The 24,311-nt window shown below is 33.3% G+C and carries 22 protein-coding genes; 9 read left to right on the forward strand and 13 right to left on the reverse strand.

The features are described from left to right. Positions 1–31: 31 nt before the first annotated feature. On the reverse strand, positions 32–1,531 hold the full coding sequence (locus tag BSU00_RS01480) for a TrkH family potassium uptake protein (RefSeq protein ID WP_105002811.1): 1,500 nt from the start codon (positions 1,529–1,531) through the stop codon (positions 32–34). Next, positions 1,531–2,877 carry a Trk system potassium transporter TrkA gene (gene trkA / locus BSU00_RS01485; protein ID WP_105002812.1) on the reverse strand — a complete coding sequence of 449 codons (1,347 nt, stop codon included), beginning with the start codon at positions 2,875–2,877 and terminating at the stop codon, positions 1,531–1,533. Before trkA ends, BSU00_RS01480 begins: the two co-directional genes overlap by 1 nt. A 92-nt stretch (positions 2,878–2,969) precedes the next feature. Between trkA and radC the strand changes: the two genes are divergently transcribed. The 4 genes from radC to BSU00_RS01500 all read left to right on the forward strand — a co-directional run bounded on the left by radC (position 2,970) and on the right by BSU00_RS01500 (position 5,895). Next, positions 2,970–3,656, forward strand: a complete 687-nt coding sequence (gene radC / locus BSU00_RS01490) for a DNA repair protein RadC (protein WP_105002813.1) — start codon at positions 2,970–2,972, stop codon at positions 3,654–3,656. 30 nt (positions 3,657–3,686) lie between these two features. Next, positions 3,687–4,412 carry a hypothetical protein gene (locus BSU00_RS13060; RefSeq protein WP_233188535.1) on the forward strand — a complete coding sequence of 242 codons (726 nt, stop codon included), beginning with the start codon at positions 3,687–3,689 and terminating at the stop codon, positions 4,410–4,412. A 116-nt stretch (positions 4,413–4,528) separates the two neighbouring features. Next, on the forward strand, positions 4,529–4,993 hold the full coding sequence (locus BSU00_RS13065) for a polysaccharide deacetylase family protein (RefSeq protein ID WP_233188536.1): 465 nt from the start codon (positions 4,529–4,531) through the stop codon (positions 4,991–4,993). Then, positions 4,990–5,895 carry a hypothetical protein gene (locus BSU00_RS01500; RefSeq protein WP_105002814.1) on the forward strand — a complete coding sequence of 302 codons (906 nt, stop codon included), beginning with the start codon at positions 4,990–4,992 and terminating at the stop codon, positions 5,893–5,895. The genes BSU00_RS13065 and BSU00_RS01500 overlap by 4 nt, the downstream gene beginning before the upstream one ends. Here the strand turns inward: BSU00_RS01500 and BSU00_RS13815 are convergent. The 3 genes from BSU00_RS13815 to BSU00_RS01515 are packed head-to-tail and all read right to left on the reverse strand — an operon-like array spanning position 5,876 to position 8,342. Next, positions 5,876–6,169: a polysaccharide biosynthesis C-terminal domain-containing protein gene (locus BSU00_RS13815; RefSeq protein WP_158254379.1), complete on the reverse strand. Its 294-nt coding sequence runs from the start codon at positions 6,167–6,169 to the stop codon at positions 5,876–5,878. The genes BSU00_RS01500 and BSU00_RS13815 overlap by 20 nt on opposite strands. Before the next feature lie 20 nt (positions 6,170–6,189). Further along, a complete protein-coding gene (locus BSU00_RS01510; protein ID WP_105002816.1) occupies positions 6,190–7,146 on the reverse strand; it encodes an oligosaccharide flippase family protein in 957 nt (318 codons plus the stop codon). Beyond that, entirely contained in the window at positions 7,137–8,342 is a 1,206-nt protein-coding gene (locus BSU00_RS01515; RefSeq protein ID WP_105002817.1) for a glycosyltransferase family 4 protein, read from the reverse strand. The genes BSU00_RS01510 and BSU00_RS01515 overlap by 10 nt, the downstream gene beginning before the upstream one ends. Between BSU00_RS01515 and BSU00_RS01520 the strand changes: the two genes are divergently transcribed. The 4 genes from BSU00_RS01520 to BSU00_RS01535 are packed head-to-tail and all read left to right on the forward strand — an operon-like array spanning position 8,334 to position 11,706. Next, positions 8,334–9,014, forward strand: a complete 681-nt coding sequence (locus BSU00_RS01520) for a YjjG family noncanonical pyrimidine nucleotidase (protein WP_105002818.1) — start codon at positions 8,334–8,336, stop codon at positions 9,012–9,014. The genes BSU00_RS01515 and BSU00_RS01520 overlap by 9 nt on opposite strands. Positions 9,015–9,023: 9 nt before the next feature. Beyond that, positions 9,024–9,575 carry a hypothetical protein gene (locus BSU00_RS01525; protein WP_105002819.1) on the forward strand — a complete coding sequence of 184 codons (552 nt, stop codon included), beginning with the start codon at positions 9,024–9,026 and terminating at the stop codon, positions 9,573–9,575. Beyond that, entirely contained in the window at positions 9,575–10,948 is a 1,374-nt protein-coding gene (locus BSU00_RS01530; RefSeq protein ID WP_105002820.1) for a DUF5723 family protein, read from the forward strand. Before BSU00_RS01525 ends, BSU00_RS01530 begins: the two co-directional genes overlap by 1 nt. 2 nt (positions 10,949–10,950) lie before the next feature. Beyond that, on the forward strand, positions 10,951–11,706 hold the full coding sequence (locus BSU00_RS01535; RefSeq protein ID WP_105002821.1) for a hypothetical protein: 756 nt from the start codon (positions 10,951–10,953) through the stop codon (positions 11,704–11,706). Positions 11,707–11,712: 6 nt separating this feature from the next. Here BSU00_RS01535 and BSU00_RS01540 read toward each other — a convergent pair whose 3' ends face one another. Further along, positions 11,713–12,984, reverse strand: a complete 1,272-nt coding sequence (locus BSU00_RS01540) for a replication-associated recombination protein A (protein WP_105002822.1) — start codon at positions 12,982–12,984, stop codon at positions 11,713–11,715. A 185-nt stretch (positions 12,985–13,169) separates the two neighbouring features. Between BSU00_RS01540 and BSU00_RS01545 the strand changes: the two genes are divergently transcribed. Further along, positions 13,170–13,790 carry a rhomboid family intramembrane serine protease gene (locus tag BSU00_RS01545; RefSeq protein WP_233188537.1) on the forward strand — a complete coding sequence of 207 codons (621 nt, stop codon included), beginning with the start codon at positions 13,170–13,172 and terminating at the stop codon, positions 13,788–13,790. Between the two features lie 13 nt (positions 13,791–13,803). Here BSU00_RS01545 and rlmB read toward each other — a convergent pair whose 3' ends face one another. From rlmB to BSU00_RS01580, 7 genes are all read right to left on the reverse strand, one after another. Beyond that, the gene (gene rlmB / locus BSU00_RS01550) at positions 13,804–14,544 is read right to left on the reverse strand and encodes a 23S rRNA (guanosine(2251)-2'-O)-methyltransferase RlmB (protein ID WP_105002824.1); all 741 of its coding nucleotides are present in this window, start codon (positions 14,542–14,544) and stop codon (positions 13,804–13,806) included. A 75-nt stretch (positions 14,545–14,619) separates the two neighbouring features. After that, entirely contained in the window at positions 14,620–15,540 is a 921-nt protein-coding gene (locus BSU00_RS01555) for a hypothetical protein (RefSeq protein ID WP_105002825.1), read from the reverse strand. Positions 15,541–15,557: 17 nt separating this feature from the next. Further along, a complete protein-coding gene (locus BSU00_RS01560; protein ID WP_146104773.1) occupies positions 15,558–16,490 on the reverse strand; it encodes a hypothetical protein in 933 nt (310 codons plus the stop codon). Between the two features lie 15 nt (positions 16,491–16,505). Further along, positions 16,506–18,131, reverse strand: coding sequence for a SusD/RagB family nutrient-binding outer membrane lipoprotein (locus BSU00_RS01565; RefSeq protein ID WP_105002827.1), 1,626 nt, complete (start codon positions 18,129–18,131; stop codon positions 16,506–16,508). Between the two features lie 13 nt (positions 18,132–18,144). Beyond that, positions 18,145–21,246, reverse strand: a complete 3,102-nt coding sequence (locus tag BSU00_RS01570; RefSeq protein WP_105002828.1) for a SusC/RagA family TonB-linked outer membrane protein — start codon at positions 21,244–21,246, stop codon at positions 18,145–18,147. 407 nt (positions 21,247–21,653) lie between these two features. Then, positions 21,654–23,156 carry a hypothetical protein gene (locus BSU00_RS01575; protein WP_105002829.1) on the reverse strand — a complete coding sequence of 501 codons (1,503 nt, stop codon included), beginning with the start codon at positions 23,154–23,156 and terminating at the stop codon, positions 21,654–21,656. A gap of 52 nt (positions 23,157–23,208) precedes the next feature. After that, positions 23,209–24,252, reverse strand: coding sequence for a glutaminyl-peptide cyclotransferase (locus BSU00_RS01580; protein ID WP_105002830.1), 1,044 nt, complete (start codon positions 24,250–24,252; stop codon positions 23,209–23,211). Positions 24,253–24,311 lie beyond the last annotated feature (59 nt).

Genomic DNA, 24,311 nt, shown 5'->3' on the forward strand with positions numbered 1-24,311 from the left:
TTATACTATAGTGAAAAGAATAAAAACAGCTTTAGTTTTTTCTCCAAAATAAAGGGGTTAACAGTATTAAAACGGTAAATAGCTCTAAACGGCCGATAAGCATAAGGAAAGAGCAAAACCATTTTGCACTTGCCGTTAAATGAGAAAAATTATCCACAGGACTTACACTGCCAATAGCAGGTCCTATATTTCCGAGGGAGGATGCAGAAGCGCCTAGCGCCGATGCAAAATCTAATCCGAGAAAAGAGAGTACTACTGTCCCTACAATAAAAATGAGCATATAAATAATAAAGAAGGATATGATATTGAAAACAATAGTTTGGTTTACAGCTTTTCCGTCATATCGCACTGGGATTATAGCATTTGGGTGTAACGATTTTTTAAACTCTAAAAAACTATTTTTAAGCATAATGATATGACGAACAATCTTTACACCTCCAGAGGTTGAACCTGCCGAGCCACCGAGAAAAAATAGGGCAAAGAAAATAGCGGTAATAAAATAATTCCACATGGTGAAATCAGCAGTGACAAAGCCGGTGGTCGTCATTACCGATAAAACCGAAAATAAACTGTGGCGTATCGCACTTTCTACCTCTCCAAAAGGCATTGGATGTTCTATAGTGGTTTGCAATCTAGAATCTTGATAAAAGACAATATTAACTGCTACAATAGCAGCAATACACAGTATACTAAAAAGGTAGTATTTGAATTCTTCGTTCTGAATAACCTTTTGAATTTTACCTTTTAAAGCAAAATAGGTAAGTACAAAATTGGTTCCTGCGATGAACATGAAGAAAATGATGATATATTGAATGGCAGGAAGATGGTTCCAATAGGCTATACTTGCATTTTTGGTGGAAAAACCTCCAGTACTAACGGTTGCCATTGCATGGTTTAGTGCGTCGAACCAAGACATCCCTGCTATTTTCAAAAGAAGGAATTCTACAAACGTTAAAAGTACATAGATTAACCACAAACGTTTTGCGGTATCTGTTATTCTTGGATGAAGTTTGTCTGCTGATGGGCCAGGGGCTTCCGCCATAAATAATTGCATCCCTCCAATGCCTAAGAGTGGTAAAATTGCAATCGTAAGTACAATAATCCCCATACCGCCAATCCAATGTGTTGCACTGCGCCAAAATAAAATACCTTTGGGCATTGCTTCAATGTCATTGATAATGGAAGAACCGGTAGTAGAGTATCCGGAAATAGTCTCAAAAAAAGCATCTGTTATACTGGGGATAGCACCAGAGAGAACGTATGGTAGCATTCCGGTTACGGATAGGGTAAGCCATCCGAGGGTAACAATTAAATACCCCTCTTTTTTTTGTATATTTTTTGATGTAGGCTTGTTAAAGAAAAAAAGTAATAATCCGGCGGTTATGGTTATAATTCCCGCATTCAAAATTCCTAATGCAGCGTCTTCATCATGGTATAAACTGAACGGAATTGCTAGCCACATAAATACACCATTTAGCGCGGCAGTAATCCCGAGGAAACGATATATTTGTTTGAAATTTAGCTGGTTCATTAATTGAATAAATCTTCTACAGTTGTAATAGCCTCCGACAAACAAAAAACAATAGCTTTATCACCGCTTTGTAATTGAAAGTCACCAAATGACATCAATGGTTTTCCTCTTCTAATTACACCGCCGATGACTGCTTCTCTTGGAAAACGTAATTCTTTTATTATTTTATGCGTTACTTTCGCATTAGGTTGCACTTCAAACTCCATAACTTCTGCATCCACATTATGCAGATTTGCCAAGGCTAATAAACCACCTTTTCGGATATGTCTGAAAATATTACTTGCTGCTATTAGTTTTTTATTGATTAAAGTGTCAATACCAATCGTTTGCGATATATTAATGTAATCCATGTTTTCAACTAGAGCGATGGTTCTTTGAACTCCTTTTGATTTAGCCACCAAACACGACATTATGTTTGTTTCTGAATTTCCAGTTACAGCCACAAAAGCATCCATAGATCTAATGTTCTCTTCCTCGAGTAATTCTAAATCTCTTCCGTCTCCAAATATTACTAAGGTATTTCTTAAATCTTCAGCAATTTGTAATGCTTTTTCTTTTTTACGTTCTATTAATTTTACATTAAAATTAGCTTTACATAGATTACGAGCTGTTTTTCTTCCAATGCTACTTCCGCCAAGAATCATTACATTTTTGATATCAATGTGTTCTTTCCCTATGATGGGGTTAAGCTTATTTATACTGTAATTGGGAACGGAAAAATAGACCTGATCATTTAACTTATACACAACATCACCACGTGGAATTATAGTTTCGGTAGCTCCTTCTCTTTTGATAGCGATGGTTATAAAGTCTACGTGCGAAAATTTGTCCTTGGCTTCTTTTACGGTTAGATCTAGAATAGGAGATTTGTACCCTAGTGTGGTTCCCATGATATTGAATACACCTTTTTCAAAGGCAACCGTATCGTTAAAAGACGATTGATCCAATAGCATTTTAATTTCATCTGCGGCTAATTCTTCCGGAGAAATCATGAAGTCTACACCGTAATCTTCAAATTTTATAGTATCATTTTTTAAAAATTCTGGATTGTGAATACGTGCAATAGTTTTATTCACACCCAATGCTTTACCAATTACAGAGATTGTAAAATTAGTGTTTTGGCTTTCGGTCACTGCGAGTAGCAGGTCTGCATCTTCCATGCCTACCTCTTTCAGTAACGATACGGATGTCGCATCTCCTTTTCTAGTGATAACATCCAGATGATTGTTAATATAGTTTAGCTTTTCACCGTCGAGGTCTATAATGTAAGTGTCCTGAGATTCATAGGATAAAAGTTTGGCTAAATGAAAACCAACGTCTCCAGCCCCGGCTATGATAATCTTCATATTTTATTAAAAAGATAGTAAACAAAGATACTATCCTTGTTTGGGTTGTGCAAAAAATTATATATTTATCCGTAATTACTAAAAATTGCAAGATGAAAAACGTATCTATTAAATCTTGGTCTTCGATGGATAGGCCAAGAGAAAAGTTAATTCTAAATGGGAAAAACGCGCTTTCTGATGCCGAATTAATGGCAATATTACTCGGCTCCGGAAGTAAAGAAGAAAGTGCCCTGGCGCTTTCCAAACGCATTTTACATACCGTAGGAAATAATTTAAATAACTTAGCAAAGCTTCCGATTTCACAACTCATGAAATTTAAAGGTATTGGAAAGGTTAAGGCAATAACCATAATTACCGCTTTAGAATTCGGAAAAAGAAAACAGTACGAATCAGAAATAGCAGTTTCAAGAATTTCCTGTTCTAAAGATGTTTTTAACGCATTTCACTCGCATATTGCGACCATAGAACACGAAGAGTTTTGGGTTATGTATCTCAATAATTCCAATGTAGTTCTTAGCAAACAACAGATAAGCAAGGGAGGAATCACGGCAACATTAGTAGATGTTCGTTTGGTATTGAAAAAAGCTTTAGAACTTTCGGCTATTGGGATAATTTTGTGTCATAATCACCCTTCGGGAATTGTAAAACCTAGTCATGCAGATCGCAACCTTACGGAAAAAATTAGAACCGCAGCAACCACAATGGATATTGCGTTGTTAGATCATTTAATAATAACTGAAAAAGCGTATTTTAGCTTTGCCGATGAGGGATTGTTGTAAATGCAATTTTTGGTATATAAATACTGTTTCATGCTTTTAATTTACACGCATAAAATTACGCCAAGAGTACGATATATATGCAAACATATACTTACTCGTATTCTGCAAATTCCAATAAGTTTTACCACAAAAGTAGAGGATTTCGTTGCGCATAATGGTCCTAAATTTTCCTATACGAAAGTTGCTTTAGGGAAAGAGTTTTTTGTTAAAAGTCATGATTTATTATTCCAACAAGGCATTCAAGACATTGAAATAATCGTTGAAGATTGGGATACAGTTCCATGCTTTTTTGTTACTGGAGAAAAGTCTGGGGTTCCTTATGATATATTTTCTGCCAGCTTTTATCTCATCACTCGTTACGAAGAATACTTACCTCACATTAAAGATAAATACGATCGTTTTGAAGCTTCTGAAAGTATAGCTTTTAAGAGTAACTTTTTAGAAAAGCCTGTCATTGATATATGGGCATATCGTTTCTTACAAGAGCTGCAAGCGAGATTTCCTGATTATGCATATACCTATCGAAGTTATCAGTTTATCTCCACCATCGATGTAGATAATGCATATGCATATAAACATAAAAGTTTGGTCCGAACTGTTGGAGGTTTTTTCAAAGATGCCTACGGATTAAAGATCTTTAACTTATGGGATCGGTTTGCGGTATTGTTTAATATTAAAAAAGATCCATTTGATACGTTCAAGAAAATTTTGAAACTCAAAAAAGAGCACGATGTTCGTACTATTTTCTTTTTTTAATTGGAGATTATACTTCCTTCGACACCAATGTTTCTGCCGCTAAAACTAAATTCAAGTTACTCATAAAAGATATGGTAGATTATGCAAGGGTAGGCCTTCATCCTTCGTACTATACAATGAAAGATTTAGCATTATTAAAAAAAGAAAAAGAACGGCTTGAATCCATAACAAATTTACCTATTAAAAGATCCCGACAACATTATTTGAGGTTTTCTTTACCAGATACGTACCAAAAGTTAATCGATTTAGAAATAGAAGAGGATTACTCTATGGGGTATGCGAGTCAAGCAGGGTTTAGAGCAAGTACCTGTACTCCTTTTTACTTTTACGATTTAGATTTTGAAATCCAAACTCCGTTAAAAATATTTCCATTTGCAGTTATGGATACTACTTTAAATGATTACATGAAACTAACACCCAAACAATCTTTGGGAAAGATCAGAGATTTAAAAAATGAGGTAAAGAAGGTTAATGGTACTTTTATAACGCTTTTCCATAATGAAAGTTTAAGTGCCTATCAACGATGGAGAGGGTGGAGTAGGTTGTATGGTTCGATGTTGAAAATATCTAAGAGTTCATGATCGTATATACAAAACGAGCGCAAGTAAACGAACAAAAATACAACCACTGTATTAAAAATGCAGTGCAATCTAATATTTTTGGATTTTCGTGGTACCTAGATATTGTTGCAGATTCTTGGGATGTACTTGTCTTGAATGATTATGAGGCAGTAATGCCACTTCCGAAACGGGAAAAATATTTTTTTAAGTATGTATATCCACCACTATGGCTGGTTCATTTAGGAATTTATTCGCTTAATATAGAGGATGAAAATGAATTTTTAATCGAATTGCTAGACGATTTTTCTTTTGTGGAACTTCGTTTAAACCCTGAGAATTCCTTTACCGTTTTTTCGAATGTATTGCAGGAGAGAAAAACCCAAATCTTATACTTGAATTCTTCGTATTCCGATATTCGAGCAGCATATAATAGAAATAGAAAGCGAGAGCTGAAAAAAGCAAAAGGCAAAGATTTGACAGAATGTTGGAATGACGCTCCAATTAAATTATTACATCTTTTTAAAGAAAATATAGGTAATAGGTTAAAGAAAGTTAGAACTAAAGATTATGATAATTTGCTACATTTAATGCAATATTGTTTGGAGAGAAAAGTAGGCGAAATGCTTACAGTATACGATGCGAAAAATAAACTGGTATCCGGTGCTTTTTTTTTAAAATATAAGGATAGAGTAACTGAATTAGTTTGTGCTTCCGATTTGGAGAATAGAAACAACGGAGCAAATACTTTTATGAACGATCGTGCTATTTGTAAATACCAAAGAAATTTTAGCGTTTTTGATTTTGGTGGTTCAAGCATGCAAAACATAGCCAAATATTATTATAGTTTTGGGGCTACCGATGCGGTATATATGCAAATAGTTTATAATAATCTTCCAGCATTTTTTAAATTTTTGAAGCGGTAATGTTTTTTATGAAATAAAAGTAAAAGAAACACAAAAAGGAACTCAATCCTGTAAACCACATTAAAATTGCAGAAGTGATGCATGCACCAAGAATACCTAATTTAGGTATTAACCAATAATTTAAAATAACGTTACCTATTAAGGCTATCACGGTAATGTAGTAATTTGCTTTAATTTTACCAATTGCCGATAATAGATTTCCGAATAATCCTTTGAAAATTAGTACGCCACAAACGCCGATATTTAATATTAAAAAGCTTTTAGCGTATGCCACAAATTCTTTGTCGAAAATTGCTAATATGTACGAGTCAAAAATATAAAAAATAAGACAAAAAATACACTGATACTGGTAAACAAATAGAGGTAACTCTTTATGTAGCGCTGAATGTATTTTCGGTCGCGAATTTTTTCAGTAAAAGCTACAAAATCGGTAGTTATAAAAACTCTTGGTAAGAATAAAATACTAAAAGGTATTATGGAGATATATCTGTAAATTGTAACTTTTTCAGTAGAATCTAATAACAGACCAACCAAAAGTAGGTCTATGGTAAAAAGAAGTATCGATGCTACATTAGAAAGGCCACCAAAAAAACCGTACTTCCAAAATTCTTTGTCGATGATTTCGATTTTTTTTTGCTTTTTAAATGGAACCTTTGCCGAACTACGAAATAGTAATATTGTAAAGACTGGTGTGAAAATTAAGGCAATTACATAACCAAATTCTTCAAAAAAATAGCTTAAACCACCAACCATAGCTACCAATATTAGATTGTAGGTTATTTCAATGATACCAACCTTTTTATTATTGTGCTCTAAACGATTTTTAATTTTTAGAACTTCTAATAGGTATACCGGAATAAATATGAAAGATAAAGACATTAAATAAATACCCGAATTACTATTAGTAAATGGTAGAATAGCACCTAATACGAAAACTATAATAGTTATCAGTAAGGAAGCAAGTATCCCATTTCTTACTATGTAATTCAAAACTATTTTTTTATCGGAAGAACTGGTAATTAAAGCGCCGTATCTAATGTAGCTTTGGTGCAAACCAAATCCAACAAATGGCATAATAAATACGATAATATTCCATGAAAATAATACTTCACCAAGTGCCTTTTTAGTTATAAATTGTAACACTAGCCACGAACTTATAAAGGATAAAATGCGTGCTGTAATGGTAGCAATAAAGATGTAACCACCAGACCTTTGTAAAAAATTGGATATATACGACGAAATTAATTGCAATCTAAAGCTTCTTTATATAGTTGGTCAAATGAATTTGCTATTTTTTTACAGCTAAAGTTTGCCGCAGCATAAGCATGCATTTTCGCTTCTAACTGAATTGGGTTTTGTTGTATTTGTAGTAATTTATCTACTAAGGCATTGTTATTTTTCACTTCGATTAGGTATCCATATTCTTTAGGGAAAAATTCAGAAATTCCACCAACGTCGGTACTAATTACGGGTAAACCACAAGCAAAACTCTCTAAAATAACACAAGGCAAGTTTTCATAATTGCTAAATAAAACAAAAACATCAGACGTTTGCATAAGTTGTATCACTTTTTTGTGTGCTATGTGTTCTTTAAAAGTGATGCGCTGCTCCACCCCTAATTCTTTTGCTAGATCTTTGTATTGATGTGAGTTGGCCCCCACTAAAATCAACTCAAAGTTACTACACCTATTTTTTAATAGTCGCATAGACTTTATGATTCCTGAAATATTTTTATGTGTGTCTTGCATGCTGGAGATGTGGAGAATTTTAAATGTAGTCTTAGCATGTCTTTTGGGGACGAAAATTTCTGTGTTTACTACGTTTGGAACACGAACATAGTTGCCAGTAATACCGATAGATTCCATCGATTTTTGAAGGTGAACAGAAACCGGACACACATATTTTGCTCTCTTGGCAATTTGTTTTGATATTTTAATTTCAACAGGAGATAAATTTTTATTTTGAGGTGCATGGTACCCCGTCCAATGTTCTGAAATTATATATGGTTTTTTTAAAAAGAGATTTGCATGCAAAGCAAATATTCCAAAAGGAAAAAGTTTATTTAGATGTACGATGTCGTAGTTTCCAATCGCTTTTATGAGCCTTAGATAGGCCTTAAAAAATAGTATAGTTTTTGCTAGTTTACTTGAAGTTGGTTTCACATAGGCGATATACGTAGATAGCTGCTTTGATTTTTGAATTGAAACCTCTATAGCACTATTTAATAAAGGGTCTGTTACAATATGTAAAACACTAACACTGTGTAATTTTGAAACTGCTTGCGCGTGTCTTGCTATAAAATCTCCATTGTTAGGAAAAACTCTTGAAGGATACCAACCACATAAAAAAAGGATGTGAAGATTTTCTTGACACACTGTAATAAAAATATTTTTGCTAAAATAGAGTTTATAATTTATATTTCTATTTAAATTTGAAAGATGAAGCATATTAAACACCTTTTCTTTGACCTAGATCACACGTTATGGGACTTTGAAAAAAATTCTGAACTTACCTTTAAAAGAATTTTCGAAGAACAGCATATCTCCATTCATTTTAAAGATTTTATAAAAGTGTATTCTCCAATAAATATTCGTTATTGGAAGCTGTATCGAGAGAATGAAATAACGAAAGAGAACCTTCGTTACAAGCGATTAAAAGACACTTTTGATATTCTTAATTTTTCTATCACCGACGGTTTGATACATGAGATTTCAGAGGCTTATATACAATACTTACCATATTTTAATCATTTGTTTTTAGGAGCTGAGGATATTCTTAGCTATTTAAAAGATAAGTATTCGTTGCACATAATTACTAATGGATTCGAGGAGGTGCAAAAAATAAAAATGGACACTTCAAAAATTTCAAAATATTTCGATGTTATTGTTACTTCCGAAAGCGTTGGTGTTAAAAAACCGAATCCTAAGGTTTTTGAATTTGCGCTAGCACAAGCGAAGGCAACACCAAAAGAGTCTTTAATGATTGGTGATAGTTATGAAGCAGATATTTTAGGGGCTCTAAATGTAGGCATGGAGGCGATACATTTTGCAGAAATTGATTCGGATACCAATGGTGTTTTACGCATTAAAAATTTAGAGGAATTGAAACAATATTTATAAAATACAGTTATGAAAAAGAGCACTGTTTCTCCTACTTTTTTTATTTTTCTATTGTTTACAAGTATCTCCTGTGTAAAAGATATTGATTTTGGTCAGGCAGAAGATCTCATTCTCCGTCCAGAATATTTAATTTCCTTAGTCTATACAAATCTTGATCAGACAAATTTTACAGATTCCTCGGGTAATGAAATATCCGAAATTACTGATCGTACAAGAGTGGATTTTTTTGGTAGTTTTACAGAAGATTACTTACAAAAAATTGATGTAGATATTCAAATATCCAACACTTTTAATAGGAGTTTTATATTAGAATTTAGGTTTGTAGACGAAAATAATATGGAAACCTATACGTTTCCCTCTCTTTCTATTTCGGCAAATTCGGCAGATTTTAGATATACGGAAGAAATTGATGTGGCTGTCAACCCTGCTATCCTCCTCACCGAAAGCATAGACATGACACTAACTTTATTACCAAGTCCTGATGGTTCGGTAATTGATAGTACCCAACAAGCAAATTTTATATTTAAATCAGCAGGAACCTTTTATCTTCAAATAAACTAATGAAAAAGTTAGTACTAATTACCCTCATACTTCTTTGCTATTACCCGATTATTTTTTCTCAAAATAAACAGGTATTATTCGGTTTTGATGAAATTCCCCAAACTTTGTTACTAAATCCTGGGTCTCCAGTTACTTACAAATATCATATTGGCATACCAATGCTATCGGGTATTTCCGTTCAGGCAGGCATTACTGGATTTACTATGGCAGATTTATTTAACATGGATAATATCGATTTTACTACCAAGTTTAATACTGTATTAGCACAAATTGATTCGGAGGATTACGTCAGTAGCCATGCCCAAATAGAAATTTTAAATGGAGGGTACAAACTGAATTCTAAAGATTATCTTTCTGGCGGTTTTTACCTAGAAATGGATATATTTAGTACTTATCCAAAAGATGTATTAACCCTATTTAATGAAGGGAATTCTGCGTACTTAAACACCTCTTTTTCCTTAGCACAACCTTCTGTTAAAGGCGATGGGGTAGGAGTGTTACATTTTGGATTGACGCGAAACTGGAATCCTAGGCTAACGGCTGGTGCAAGATTAAAAGTATATTCCGGGGTTTTAAATGTAACCTCTTCCTATAATTCTGGTAGCTTTACCACAAGATTAGGAAACGATAATTTATACACACATTATCTTAATAATTTGAATGTAAGGGGGTACTCTTCTGGTATTTTTTATGAAGAAGATACCGATGTAGTAGCAACACTTATGCGTAACATTTTCTTAGGTGGAAATTTGGGGCTAGGTTTTGATATAGGCCTTACCTACAACATAAACACTAAAACGCAACTAGCCGCTAGCATTCTTGATGTAGGATTTATATCCTACACCAGAAATATTAAGAATGCTTCTATCAGTGGAAATTATTCTATTGCTGGAATCGAATTACAATACGACGGTACAAATCCTGATTATTGGTCAGCTATTGAAGATGAATTCCGTGAAAGTATTCCTAGTGAAGAAAACGAAAATTCCTATTCCGTAGCACGTCCTATTAAGTTTAATGCTTCTATAAGTCATAATTGGGGTAGGTCTAGAAAGAATGACAATTGTCACGACACCTCTTATAATAGCTATTATGACAATGCTATTGGAGGACATGTCTTTACAGTAATTCGCCCTACCGGTCCTAAATTTGCTATAACCGGATTTTACGAAAAACGACTTTTAGAAGTATTAAAAGCAAGAGTTACTTATACTGTAGATGACTTTTCATATAGCAATATTGGTTTAGGTCTATCGGCAAAGATGGGAATTGTAAATGTATACGGTATCTTTGATAATCTTCTACATATTTCCGATATTGCAGCTGCTAATGCTACCGCTCTTCAAGTAGGGGTTAATTTAATTTTTAAATAATTATGATTCGAATTCTTAGTGTTTTACTTTTTTTAGTTTGGAATGGTTATGGTCAAAAAACCATAAATAATTATAAATATATTATAATTCCAAAACAGTTTAATTTTGTAAACAAGCCTGATAAGTATCAAACTAGTTCGTTAACCAAGTTTTTATTCAATAAATATGGATTTACGGCTTTCATAGAATCGGATAACTTACCCCCAGATTTAGTTCAAAATCGATGTATAGCGCTATACGTAGATATATTAGAAGATTCAGGAATGTTTAAAACTAAAAATACAATTCAATTAAAAGATTGTTATGGGGAAATTATTTTTATTTCAAAAGTTGGTGAAAGTAGAGAAAAAGAATATAAAAAGGCCTATAATGAGGCAATTAGAGATGCATTTTCGTCTATAAAGACTTTAGGTTATCAATATACAATACCAAGTCAGATACAAAAGGAAAAGAAAGATGAAGAGGTTTTGTTACCCGTTGCTAGCCTAAACAAAGCTTCTGTAATAAATGATGTATCGATGGCAAATAATTCTAAAGGTAATGCAAGACAATTGCTCTATGCGCAAGCTATCGAAAATGGTTACCAGCTCATAGATAAGGAGCCTAAAAAAGTTTTTGAGATACTTGAAACGTCTCTTAATGATGTTTTTATTTTAAAAGATAAAACAGGAATCGTATATAAAAATCAAGGATTTTGGATTGCTGAATTTTATAAACAAGGAAACCTAGTGGTTGAAAAATTAGACATAAAGTTTTAACAAATTTTAATACGAATATTTATTTTTCCAGAGCTTTTTCAATCGCTCTCTAAAGGAATTTTCCCTACTATTATTTCCCGGTTCATATAGGGTAGTGTTTTGAATCGTATCCGGCATATATTCCTGTGCTATAAAATTATTCTCATAATTATGGGCATATTTATAGTCTTCACCATAATCCAAATCTGACATTAATTTTGTCGGAGCATTTCGCAGGGATAATGGTACAGATAAATCTCCTGTTTTTTCTACAAGTTTTAGTGCTTTCCCAATAGCGGTATACGATGCATTACTTTTTGGAGAATTGGCTAAATATATAGCACATTGGCTCAATATAATCCTGGATTCTGGATTCCCAATAACAGCTACTGCCTGAAAGGTGTTATTTGCCATGATTAGAGCTGTAGGATTGGCATTTCCTATATCCTCAGAAGCTAGAATTAGCAGTCTTCTTGCGATAAATTTTACATCTTCACCTCCAGCAATCATTCTTGCTAACCAATATACAGCTGCATTCGGATCGCTTCCTCGAATAGATTTGATAAATGCTGATATGATATCGTAGTGTTGTTCTCCTGTTTTATCGTACCTACTTACATTTTTTTGAATTTTTTGAAGTACTAGAGCATCGGTTATTTCTATGGTTTGTTCTGTATTTACTAATAGTTCAAAAATATTTAATAATTTCCGAGCATCTCCTCCTGAAACCCGTAATAATGCATCGGTTTCTTTTAATGTAATTTGCTTTGACGCCATATTGCTATCTTCCCGCATTGCTCTGTGTAATAAGGCTATTAAATCCGTTTTATCAAATGCATGTAATACATACACTTGGCATCTTGATAACAGTGCAGGGATGACTTCGAAACTCGGGTTTTCTGTAGTTGCACCAATTAGAGTAATCCATCCTTTTTCCACAGCAGCCAATAAGGAGTCTTGTTGGGATTTACTAAAACGATGAATCTCATCAATAAATACGATTGGATTCCTATTGGTAAATAGACCTGAATTCTTTTTGGCTTTTTCTATAATTTCTCTAACATCCTTTACCCCCGAATTTATGGCACTTAAGGCATAAAAAGGTCTTTTAGATTCGCTAGCAATAATTGTCGCTAAGGTTGTTTTACCAATGCCAGGAGGCCCCCAAAAAATTAAAGATGGAATTATTCCTCGTTGAATTAGGTTGGTTAATATTCCATGTTTTCCAACAAGGTGTCTTTGACTAATATAATCTTCTAGTTTTTTAGGTCGAATTCTCTCTGCTAATGGCGCTGTCATTTTCGTAGTATTGCGTTTTCAAATTTACTAATAATATCAATTTCTTTTATTGTAACTTTTATTTATGGTTTTGTTTTATGCAATTTTAGTACATTTATAATATGAAGGAAAAAAGTTCTATAAATTTTTCAAAACAGGTATTTTTTATTCCTCTTTGTATGGTGTTTGTGATATGGTTTGTTTATATGTTTGAACTCAAATTTTCACTAAACTTTAATGTATTTGGTATCCTTCCCAGAACCATAAAAGGATTACGTGGAATAGTTTTTTCTCCTTTTATTCATGCCAATGTAACGCACTTATTTAACAATTCTGTACCCTTATTTGTTCTTGGTTCTATTCTGTTTATGTTCTACAATAAAGTTTCGTTTAAGGTTTTAGTATATGGTACACTACTTACTGGTTTGCTTACTTGGTTTATCGGTAGAGAATCTTACCATATAGGTGCTAGTGGTGTAGTGTATTTATTATTTAGTTTTATTTTTTTCAGTGGGGTATTAAAAAAACATTTTCGTTTAATAGCGGTTTCTTTAGTTACGATATTTCTTTATGGAGGAATGGTTTGGTATGTTTTACCCATAGCAAAAGGAATTTCTTGGGAAGGACATTTATCTGGTTTTATTGTAGGTACTGTTTTTGCGTATTTTTACAAAAACGTTGGAATTGTAAAGGAAGAATATACGTTTTCAAAAACAGATTTCGACGTCATGTTTGATTCTCATGGTAATTATATTCCTCCGCAAGAGGAAGAAACCCAACTTAACGATATAAACTATACCTATATCTATAAATCTGAAGAAGAATAATTACTCATGTAATTTAAGAGTTACGTTGTCGGACTGTTTCGTATAAGAACACACCACAGGCTACCGATACATTTAAGGAATCAATTGTACCTAGTAAGGGAAGTTTCGCCTTGTAATCGGATAATTTTTGTATAGAATTTGTTACTCCTTTATGTTCTGATCCCATAACAATTGCAAGAGGTTGTTTTAGGTCAATGTTATACAATGATTCCTCTGTTTTTTCTGTAGCAGATATTAATTTAATATTGTGTGCTTGCATCTGAAATACAGCATCCTTTATATGATCGACCTTGCATATTGGTATTTTAAATGCAGCACCTGCAGATGTTTTAATGGTTTCTGCGTTTACTGGAGCACTACCACTTTTCTGAATGATAATACCATCAACACCGGTACATTCGGCAGTTCTTATGATGGCACCAAAATTGCGAACGTCCGATACCTGGTCTAATAATAAAAATAGAGGAAGTTCTTTTTTTTCTAAGGTTTCTTCTAATAAATTTTCAAGTTCATAAAACGAAATTGGCGAAATTTTAGCAACTGCACCCTGATGATTGTTGTGTTTAGAAAGTCGATCTAATTTTTCTGTAGGAACAACACTTGTTGAAATTTTATTTTTTTTAAGTAGTTTGTCTAATTCAAAATATAAATCCCCTCGTAATCCTTTTTGAAGATACACTTTGTTTAATGAAGACCCACTTTCTATAGCTTCTATAATTGATCTTATACCGAATATTACTGTACTTTGTTCCATGTTGCAAATGTAGTGAATTTGAGGGCATAAAAAAACCACCTCAAAAGAGGTGGCTTAATTTATATATCTAATGAATTATAGTTGTCTAAATACGTAACTTACTTCACCATCATCATCAGTTCCAACTATTCCATCTTCTCCAGGATCTGTAGTTTTTTCAAAAGTTACAACATTTGCAAAACCAGTAGTTATATCATCACTACTAAAGGTCCCTGAGAAAGAGTCAATTGTGATTTGATTTGGATGCACAAAAAATAATCTCCAAGGAATTTCATTATCAGTTGCAATCCAAAAACCAATTTGAACTATATAATTTCCATCTGGCCACTCATTATTCATAATATCAGTTTCATATCGGTTTGCTGATTCAGAAACTTCATAAGTAACTCCAGTATCATCATTGAATACGTACATATCCAAATCGTTAATATCAGGATTAGCCCAATCTGCCAACATTGTCATCCTTCCGTCTATTACATCAGCACCATAATCGAATTGTACACTGTCGTAATATGTTAAGTTAAATACATCGGAAGTCATACCAGTTCTGTCATTTGGATCAAATGTAAATGATTCACTTCCATCTGCTGCTGTTACTATAGTTCCAAATGCAACACCATCAATTTGTAATTTACCATAACCTACATTTCCATTAACTCCAAATGTACCACCAGCAGATTCTGCAAGCGAAATAGTACCTGTACCAGAAGTTTGTCCTGCAGGTAGGAATACAAATGAATAATCAGTATTATCATCTGTTACATCGATATTATCTGGTATAAAAGATTTAACTCCGATTCTTGCGTCTTGGTCAAAAGCGCTAGGTATGGTTACAGTGTATTCTATTGTTCGGCCACTTGCTGCTATACCTGCTTCAACAGTTCCAGTTAGTGTATTTTCAATATCTGGAATTATTGGTGTTCTATCAAAATCTTCGCTACATGAAGCAAGAAATGTTGCTGTGGTGATTGCGAATGCATATAATATTTTTTTCATTATTTTAAAGTTTAAAATTATCTACTTAATTCAAATGGATGTGGATTAGCACTAAATGGACTGAAATTCATTGTTAAATTGATTTTATTTACACAAGGTAAAAGTAGTCCATTTTCAAGAAGATACGTATTAGGAGTTAATCCTGCATTGTTTCCTGGTCCAAAAGCAAATCCGTCTTCGTTTACAGCAGTTACTATACCAGAAGCATCGAATGTAAGAATTAAGTCATCTACAGCACCTCCTGCTGTTGGATACTCTCCACCTACAATTGTAATTTGATTTTCTCCTGGTCCTGCTATTATCTCTCTTGTAGTTTGTGTTTCACCGAAGAAAGTCGCGAAGCCAAGGGCGTCCACATTCCACGTACCAACAAAATCCTCAGGTGTAAAAGCTGGACAGGCAAAAGTAAAGTCAAAATTCATTGCATTTCTGTAAACAGGCAATAGTAAGTTAGCTTCTGTACCACCAGTTGTAACACTACCATCGTCATTTAAACCAGGAGCACTACCAGAAAATATTGTGCCATCATTTCTGACAGCTTTAGCGATAAATTGAAAATTGTCTCCAAAGTCTAATTCTGAAATCTCTTTACCTAGAGCAGCTGCAATATTTTCAGCTGTCACATTAAGTGTAGCAGGAAAAGTATCGGTACTGAAATAGTCTTCCACAGTTTGTGTCGTACCATTCGCAAATGTCGCGGTAAAATCAAGAGAATATGATTCTAAATTATTATTTGCATCTTCAATTGTTCGCGTAAAACCTGCGGTACTAGGGTCAACAAAACTTACCACATTAGGCGCTACACCTTCTTGGAATTGAGCAAACCCTCCTCTTTCGAGTGCGTAGGTTGCTGGGTTAGCGAATTTTGATTCATCAGTACAAGAGTAAAACATTGTAACTAAAGAAAATGTCGCTAAAATATATAATGATAATTTAAATATTTTTTTCATTTTTTATTGTTTTAATTATTCGATGAATCCTGCAGGGTTAGTATCCCAGAAAATTTGAACCACTCTTGTGATTTGCTCTAAGTCTGGATTATCATTTGAATTTAATTCCGATTCTGGAATTAAGAAGTTTCTTGGGAAATCAGTTTGGTTAATAACCGAACCTCCTAAATCATTAGGATATCCAGTTCTTCTATAGCCATTATAAGACTCTATACTATTTCCAAAAGATGCTAAGTACAATTCCTTCATGATGATAGATAGTCTAGCCTCATCTGATGTTGCAGCATTAAATAAAGCTGTTACCTCGTCGTAATAGGTTGTTAAATCAGCAGCATCCATCGGTTTACCTGCAAAATTTGCTACTTTGGTGAAAGAATCACTCATCCCTGCTTCTAGGTAGCTTAGTGTATTTCCAGTTGCTCCTAAACCAACAGGAGATGGTAATGTTGCTTCTGCTATTAAAAAGTTTACAAATGAAGAAGTTAATATTGGATAAATACCAGCTCCTCCTATACCTGCATTTACAAGTGTTGATGTATTGTTGATACCTTCATCGAATGCTCCTCCTGCTGGATAAACACCGAAAGTACTTCTACCCTGATTATCATTAGGAATTCCCTCGTCATCGGCATGCATTCTTCCCCAGTATCCTTCTCCTATATAACATAAAGTGTAAACAGGATTTCCTTCACATGGTAAAATTACATTATCATCTGTGTTTACTGGATCTTCTAATTGCTGACGGTATATATAATATCTAAGTCTTGGGTCTGCGATTGATTTTTCATTGAGCATTATATTCATAAACTCGTTACTCATGTATGTGTTAGCACCAGTTACATAATTAGCTATATAATCAGGATGTCTTGCATCTGGTCTAGCATTTTGAGATCCATACTGGAAAATAAAATCATCTTCGCTTGACTTGATGTAGTTACCACTAGCAAGTATACTATTTACTGATGCTGTTGCGCTTGAATTTCCAACTAATTTAGTTTGAACATACATTCTCAGTTTTAAAGTGTTTGCTAATTTAATCCACTTATTCAAGTCTCCATTATAGAAAATGTCTTCAAATGGGTCTTGTCCTGTAACACTTAAATTGCTTATAGCAGAATCTATTTTATTGTAAAGATCATTGTAAATCTCTTCTCCCGAGTCTAACTTCGGTGCGTTTATTTCAGGGTTATTAGCTTCTGAATAAGCCGCAGTTCCAATAAAGTCTACTAGATTCACAAAAGCATATGCTTCAAGTAGTTGAGCAACCCCTACATGGTTTGCAATACTAGACGTCTCATTAAGTCTTTCTAAAAATTGTCTGTTTGCAGTTATTTGATAAGTACTTGACCATGCAAAATTCATTGCTGCTGGTACAGAGTTTGCTGCATATGTATCACGCATGTTGATATGACGCATGATTCCTCTTGAATTTGCACTTAAGTTAAAACTTTGATTCGCAAATCCTAATTGTATATCGTTTAATACAAAATTCTTATCTGCCGATTCAGGTGATAGTTGATTTGGATCGATATTAATATCTAAATCTGTTGTTTCACAAGATGTAAATATTGTTGCGCAAATACTGAGAAACAATACTAATGTTCCAAAGTATTTTGTATTTATTATTTTGTTATATTTCATAATTGTAAATATTTTAGAAAGAAACTTTTACACTTAAAGAATAAGTAGAGTAAGAAGGGTCATTTTGGAAATCTAACCCTCTTGCGTTTGAATTACCACTACTAATTACTTCAGGGTCATAATTTAATCCATCTGGTACATTAAATGCTTTGAACCATATGTTATTTCCTGTTGCAGAGAATGTCACTGAACCAAAAGGACTTTTTTCTAAATGTTTTGATGGTAGTGAATAACTTAATGTAACGTCTCTTAACCTCAAAGTAGTTGCGTCATAAACTAGGTTTTCGTCAACATCTTGTAGATTGATAAAATATAGATCGTTTGCTCCTATTTGAATGTTATTTCTTATTGGTTGTCCATTTGCGTCTCTTATAGCTTCACCGGTATTTGGGTCACCTAACACACCAGGAATTACATATGATCCTTCTCTATCTTCGGTATCTGTTGTTACCCCTCTTCTTAATAGGTTAGAAGCTGTCGTTGAGTATACATCACCACCGTGAACATAATCCCACTGCATTGATAATGAAATGTTCTTGTATGAGAAGTTGTTTATATTAGATAAAGTCCAATCTTCATTTGGATCCCCAATAATCTCATCTTGTAATCCTAAATCTGAACTTGGTATAATTTTTCCTGTGTTAGGATCTATTAATAGGTTACCGTTTTCATCTTTTACAGCATATGTACCTCTGAGTACACCATAGGCTTGACCTTCAATTCCCCAGTTTAATCCTTCTGCAATGTTAACTCTGTCTACAGGTAAATCTTTGATAATTGTTTCGTATGCTGTAAAGTTATTATCCATTGTCCAGTTAAATCCACCTTCTTCATCACTTGTAAAAATATTGAATGAAATTCTTGCTTCAAGACCGTCAGTATCCACACGACCAGCGTTTATAACAGTTTGAGTTGTACCTGTTGAAGCTGCTCTTGAAGAGAATAATATCTGGTTATCTACAATTCTTTTATACGCTGAAATATCAAAGTCTAAGAAATTATTAAATAATTTACCTTCAACTCCAACTTCAAATTCTTTTAAAAGTTCTGGTTTTAAATCAGGATTTGGAAGAAAAGAGTTAACTGAATTTGATCCTGTTACCGCATTTGTAAATGGATTTACATACGCGAATATATTTGAATCTAATGTTTCCGTTGTCAAATATGCACCAGGGAAATTTGCCGATGTACCGTAACCTGCTCTTAATTTTAAATAATTATTAGAGCTACCTTTCAATCCAGACCAAACTTCTGTTGGAATAAATGATAATGATACTGATGGGTAGAATATAGATCTGTAATCTTGTTCCACTGTTGAACCCCAATCATTTCTTGCTTGTAATGTTAAGTACAAATATTTATCGTAATCAAATTCTGCAGAACCATAAACACCAATTGTATTTAATGTTCTATTTCTACTATCGATTGCTGCGTTGTTTCTAAAGTTATTATGGTTTAAAAAATTAAAAACTACCTGATCGGTACTTGAAAGTCCGTAATCGCTACTAATTACTTGTTTTAATTCTCCACCTAATACCCAATTAAATCCTATTTTATCACTAAGATTATAGTTGTTTCCATTTAAACTTAACCTGTGGTTAGTTGTTCTATCATAATCTGTAAAAGTCTGTAAAAAACCTAATGGATTAACTACACCACCTTTGTTTTCATAATTGTTATTAAGCTCATTAACGATGTCTAAACTATATAAATATCTTAGAGCTAATCTATCATTAAAGGTGTAATTACCACCAAGGTTAACATAAGTTCTATCTACGTCTGTATTAAATCTAGAATTCTTTTGTGTCCATCTTGGATTATTTATAGTAGTTCTATAATACACATTTGATCCGTCAAAAGGATCTTCGAAAGGTAATCTATGAATATCTAAGTTTCTTGGAATCCAAGTAACTAATTGGAAAAAGTTTCTTGAAGGTCTCGTTGTTACGTTTTTTACATACTGAATGTTTGAAGTGAATTCGAAATTATTTGATAATTCCATAGCTCCACCAACAGCAATGTTATATCTATTAAACGTATTTTCTTTTAAATAACCTGTCTGAGAAGTTCTACCAACAGATAAACTCACACGACCTTTATCAAATCTTTGTCTTCCAATGAAAGATATAGTGTTTAATAAGCCAGTATTAAAGAAATCAGAAACGTTGTCTGGTACTGCTCTATAGATGTCTGTTGCCCCCTGATATTCTGGGAAACTGTCTGCATATGCATCAATGTCTAAATGATGTGGTACAACTTGATCGTTAAATCTTGCACCCCAGTTTCCGAAGAAGGTAGTGTTGATACTGTTATCAGCTCCTTGCCCATAAGTGTTTTGATAATCTGGCAAGTTTGAAACTTCTAAGATACCTGTTGTAACCGATAAATCCACCTCAAATTTGGCGTTCGCATTTCTACCAGCACCTCCAGTTTTAGTATTAATGATGATTACACCATTTCTACCGTCCTGTCCATAAAGAGTAGATGCAGCAAGACCTTTTAATACAGTCGTGCTTTCAATGTTATTGGCATCGATATCAAACGTTCTATCTCCTGATATTGGAGCACCATCAATAATATATAATGGTTGGTTATTACCAGAAATAGAATTTTTAGATCTAATAATTACATTTGTTTGAGTTCCTAAAAACCCTCCTCCTGTATTAACTTGCACCCCAGCAACTCTACCGGTTAGTAATTTTGTAACATCTGCTTCTGGCTTAGCTTCCAAAACATCTGATTTGATGGTTGATACCGCATAACCTAAAGCTTTAGCTTCTCTTTTAATACCTTGAGCAGTAACAACAACTTCTTCAAGTACGTTGTCTCCTTCCAAGATAACATTAATTTGATTCGCATTTCCTACGACTCTTTCAACAGTTTTCATTCCCACAAAACTAAATACAAGCACGTCACCTGATTTAGCTTTCAACGAATAATTTCCATCAAAGTCAGTTTCAGTACCTGAAGTAGTACCTTTAATTAAAACTGTAACTGTTGGGAGTGGCCCTGTTTCATCAGAAACAGTACCGGAAATTGTCCTGTCTTGCGCAAATGAAACCTGCACAACCAACGCTAATAAAAGCGTTAAAATTCCATTAAACTTTGTTCTCATTATATAATTATTTGAATTAATTAAGCGCTAAATTCCTAAATAAATCTTAAAGAACCAATTTTTTATTAAAAAAAAACATTTTTGTTGTTTAATTCCTAATGAATTCTCTATTTATTTGAAATGTTTTGATTCTTAGGTTTTTTATTATTCAATTTTTTCGTTACCTATGTAGTTGCGAACTAGGTATTTGCGTACAATGATAAAATTTTAACGGAATGATTTGTTTTTTTTGATTCTCTTATTTAGATTCTGTTAAAATAATCACAAATAAAATTTAATTCTTTCTTAAAAATAATTTTAAGACTTCAGTACAATATAATACTTGTTAGTTACTTTATTATATGCTATTTTAGGTATTAAAGTCTAGTTTTGGGAGGTTTAAATGCAATACCCTTTTTCTTGGGGTATTAATCTATATATTGGTAGGCGCCACTATCGATTCTGTTGTCTCTTGTATTGTTCAGTATATCTCTTGATACTGCGGTTCTAATTCCTGCATTTATGGCATCACTTTCTTTTCCTATTTTCAAATTATTTTGTAATGGGGATTTAAAGTTTACGAAACCGTTTTGTATGTTGTTTTGATAGTGCTGTTGGTTGCTAAAGTCTAATTCTGGAATGTTGGAATAGTTGTTATTTACATCATTAAATTTGAATAGTGTATTTTTTACGTTATAGTTAAATGTTGTGCCATCTATTTTATCCAATAAGAATTCTACATTATTATTACCTGTAATAATACAGTTAGTGAAGTTAGCTTCTAAAAGATCACCAAGAATTGTTGTTTTTACTTGGCTATTATTTTCTAAGGTTATGTAATTGTTTATAATTACCGCAGGGAGTGTTCTTATACTTGTGTTCCAGAAGTTGCCAATTGTGGCATGTGTGAATCTATAACTTCCGCCAATGGTACAGGCAAGTGATGCTTGGCCATTGTTCCCGATAACAATATTTTCTGCTTCTATAGCTGCACTTCTTGCAAATATACCATAGTTACTGTTGTTGTATATTTCGGAGTTTTGTATCTGTAGCGTTGGAGTAGTATTTGATCCAATACTATCTACAAGAATACCGATTATATTGTTTTTAATTACTGTATGATTAATATAGTTTTCCATACTACCCGCCCGCATCCAAATGGTTCCCCATTGGCCTGGGGTATTGTTAAATCGATTTTCTAGTCGATCCCCTTCAAAAATGATTTTATCCTCTAAGGTCCCGTTGGCTTTTAAGGATGCATTTTTGTCTACAATAATACCTGAATTTTGATGGAAATAAATTTTAGTTCCAGCAGCAATATCCAATGTGTTTCCATCTGCAATAGCTGCATATCCATAGATAACATATGGTTTGTCATTAGTAAAATTCAGTTCTGAATTTTTGAGAAACCTACCTTTAATGGACGTAGGGCTACCATCAAGTGTTAAGCTATCTATTTTCATGGTAATAGGATCTTTTCCCGGATATATAAAAACAGCGTCTTGTACTAAAGTAACCAAATCGACGTCTTGCTGGTTGTTTCCATTATCAAATAAAATTCGATCGGTATATAGGGGATTGTTTAAAGTGTTATAATCTATGGTAGTTTCGATAAAAACAAAGATGCTGTCTTTGGCACGAATTTCTACGTTTTCAAAATCCTTCCCCGGGATACCATCCACGTTTAAGCGATAGTTTGAGCCAATCCCATTTTCTAATTTTATTTCAGGAATAGTAATGTCGTTTGCGCTAGTGTTGTATACTTTAAGGTTATAGGTGGCAGAACCAATTGAACTGAAAATTGTATCTAAAAATACCGTATCCTTAGAAAATTTTAATGCACCAAAGCTAGGGATTGTTTCAAAATCTTTCCTACAAGAGCCAATTAATACACAAAGAATTAAAATAGTTATGCTAGTTGAGACTCTCATATTTTTATAAGATTAGAAAGGTTGTTACAACAAAAACTGTTGTGAATAAAGATTATTGTTTCTGTATTTTTATTTCAAATAATTTTCCCCAATGTTTCCCTGTTACAAATATGCGATTGTTTTCCGCGTCATAAGCAATTCCGTTGAGAACGTCATCTTCATCTACCAATCGCTGTGTTTTTTGCATTTCTTTAACGAGTCCTTTAAGGTTAATTATACCCTCTACGATACCAGATTTTGGGTTAATTATGGCAATAAGTGGTTTTTTCCAATAATTCGCATATAATTTTCCGTTAATTAGTTCTAACTCGTTCAATTCTTTAAGAGCAAGTTTATTCGTGTAGGCTTGAATGTTTCTCTTTTCTTTTAGAGTAGTTGGGTCTAAAAACCATATTTTATTGGATCCATCAGATTTTATTAATTCTGTGTCATCATGAGTTAGACCCCATCCTTCTTTACTTTTTTCATAGGTAAATTCTCCTTGCTCCTCAAAGGTGTCTAGGTTGTAGATAAAACCCTTTCTAGATTGCCATGTAAGCCAATATATTTGCTTGTTAAATATGGTCATTCCTTCGCCAAAGTAACGGTCTTCTAAAGCTGTTTTTTGTAGTACTTCTCCAGTTTCAATAGCAACTTTTCTTAGAGTAGATTTTCCTCTTTTGCCGGTGGTTTCATATAAGAAACCATTGTGGTATTCTAAACCCTGCGTGTACGCTTTCGAATCGTGCGGGTAGGTATTTATTATTTCGTATTGGTATAGGCTAGGAGAGGTGTTCGCGTAAACTTCGATAGCATTGTTTATTTTTTTAGAATTATCCGGGTAGAACGCAATAGCGGAAACTAAATGCTTACCAACGCCAAAGTCTGCAGTGTTAATAGTTATGTTTTTTTCTTTATTATTAACTCTTTTTCCGCTAACATAGAGATGTACGGAATCAATAGCATTTCCTTCTACCTGTTGGAAATTTATACTAGCTTTTTCTCCAAAAATGGCTTTTTTTGTTGTCTCTAGTTTGAATTTATAGTTGGTATCGCTACAAGACGCTAGCATTGTAAGAGCGATAAAAATACTTCCTTTTAAAAACTTTTTATACATGGTGTTTTTTTTGAAATCTCTTTTAGGTATTCTTTTACAAATTAAAACAATTTATTTGT

The organism is Tenacibaculum sp. SG-28 (assembly GCF_002954385.1).
Lineage (GTDB): Bacteria > Bacteroidota > Bacteroidia > Flavobacteriales > Flavobacteriaceae > Polaribacter.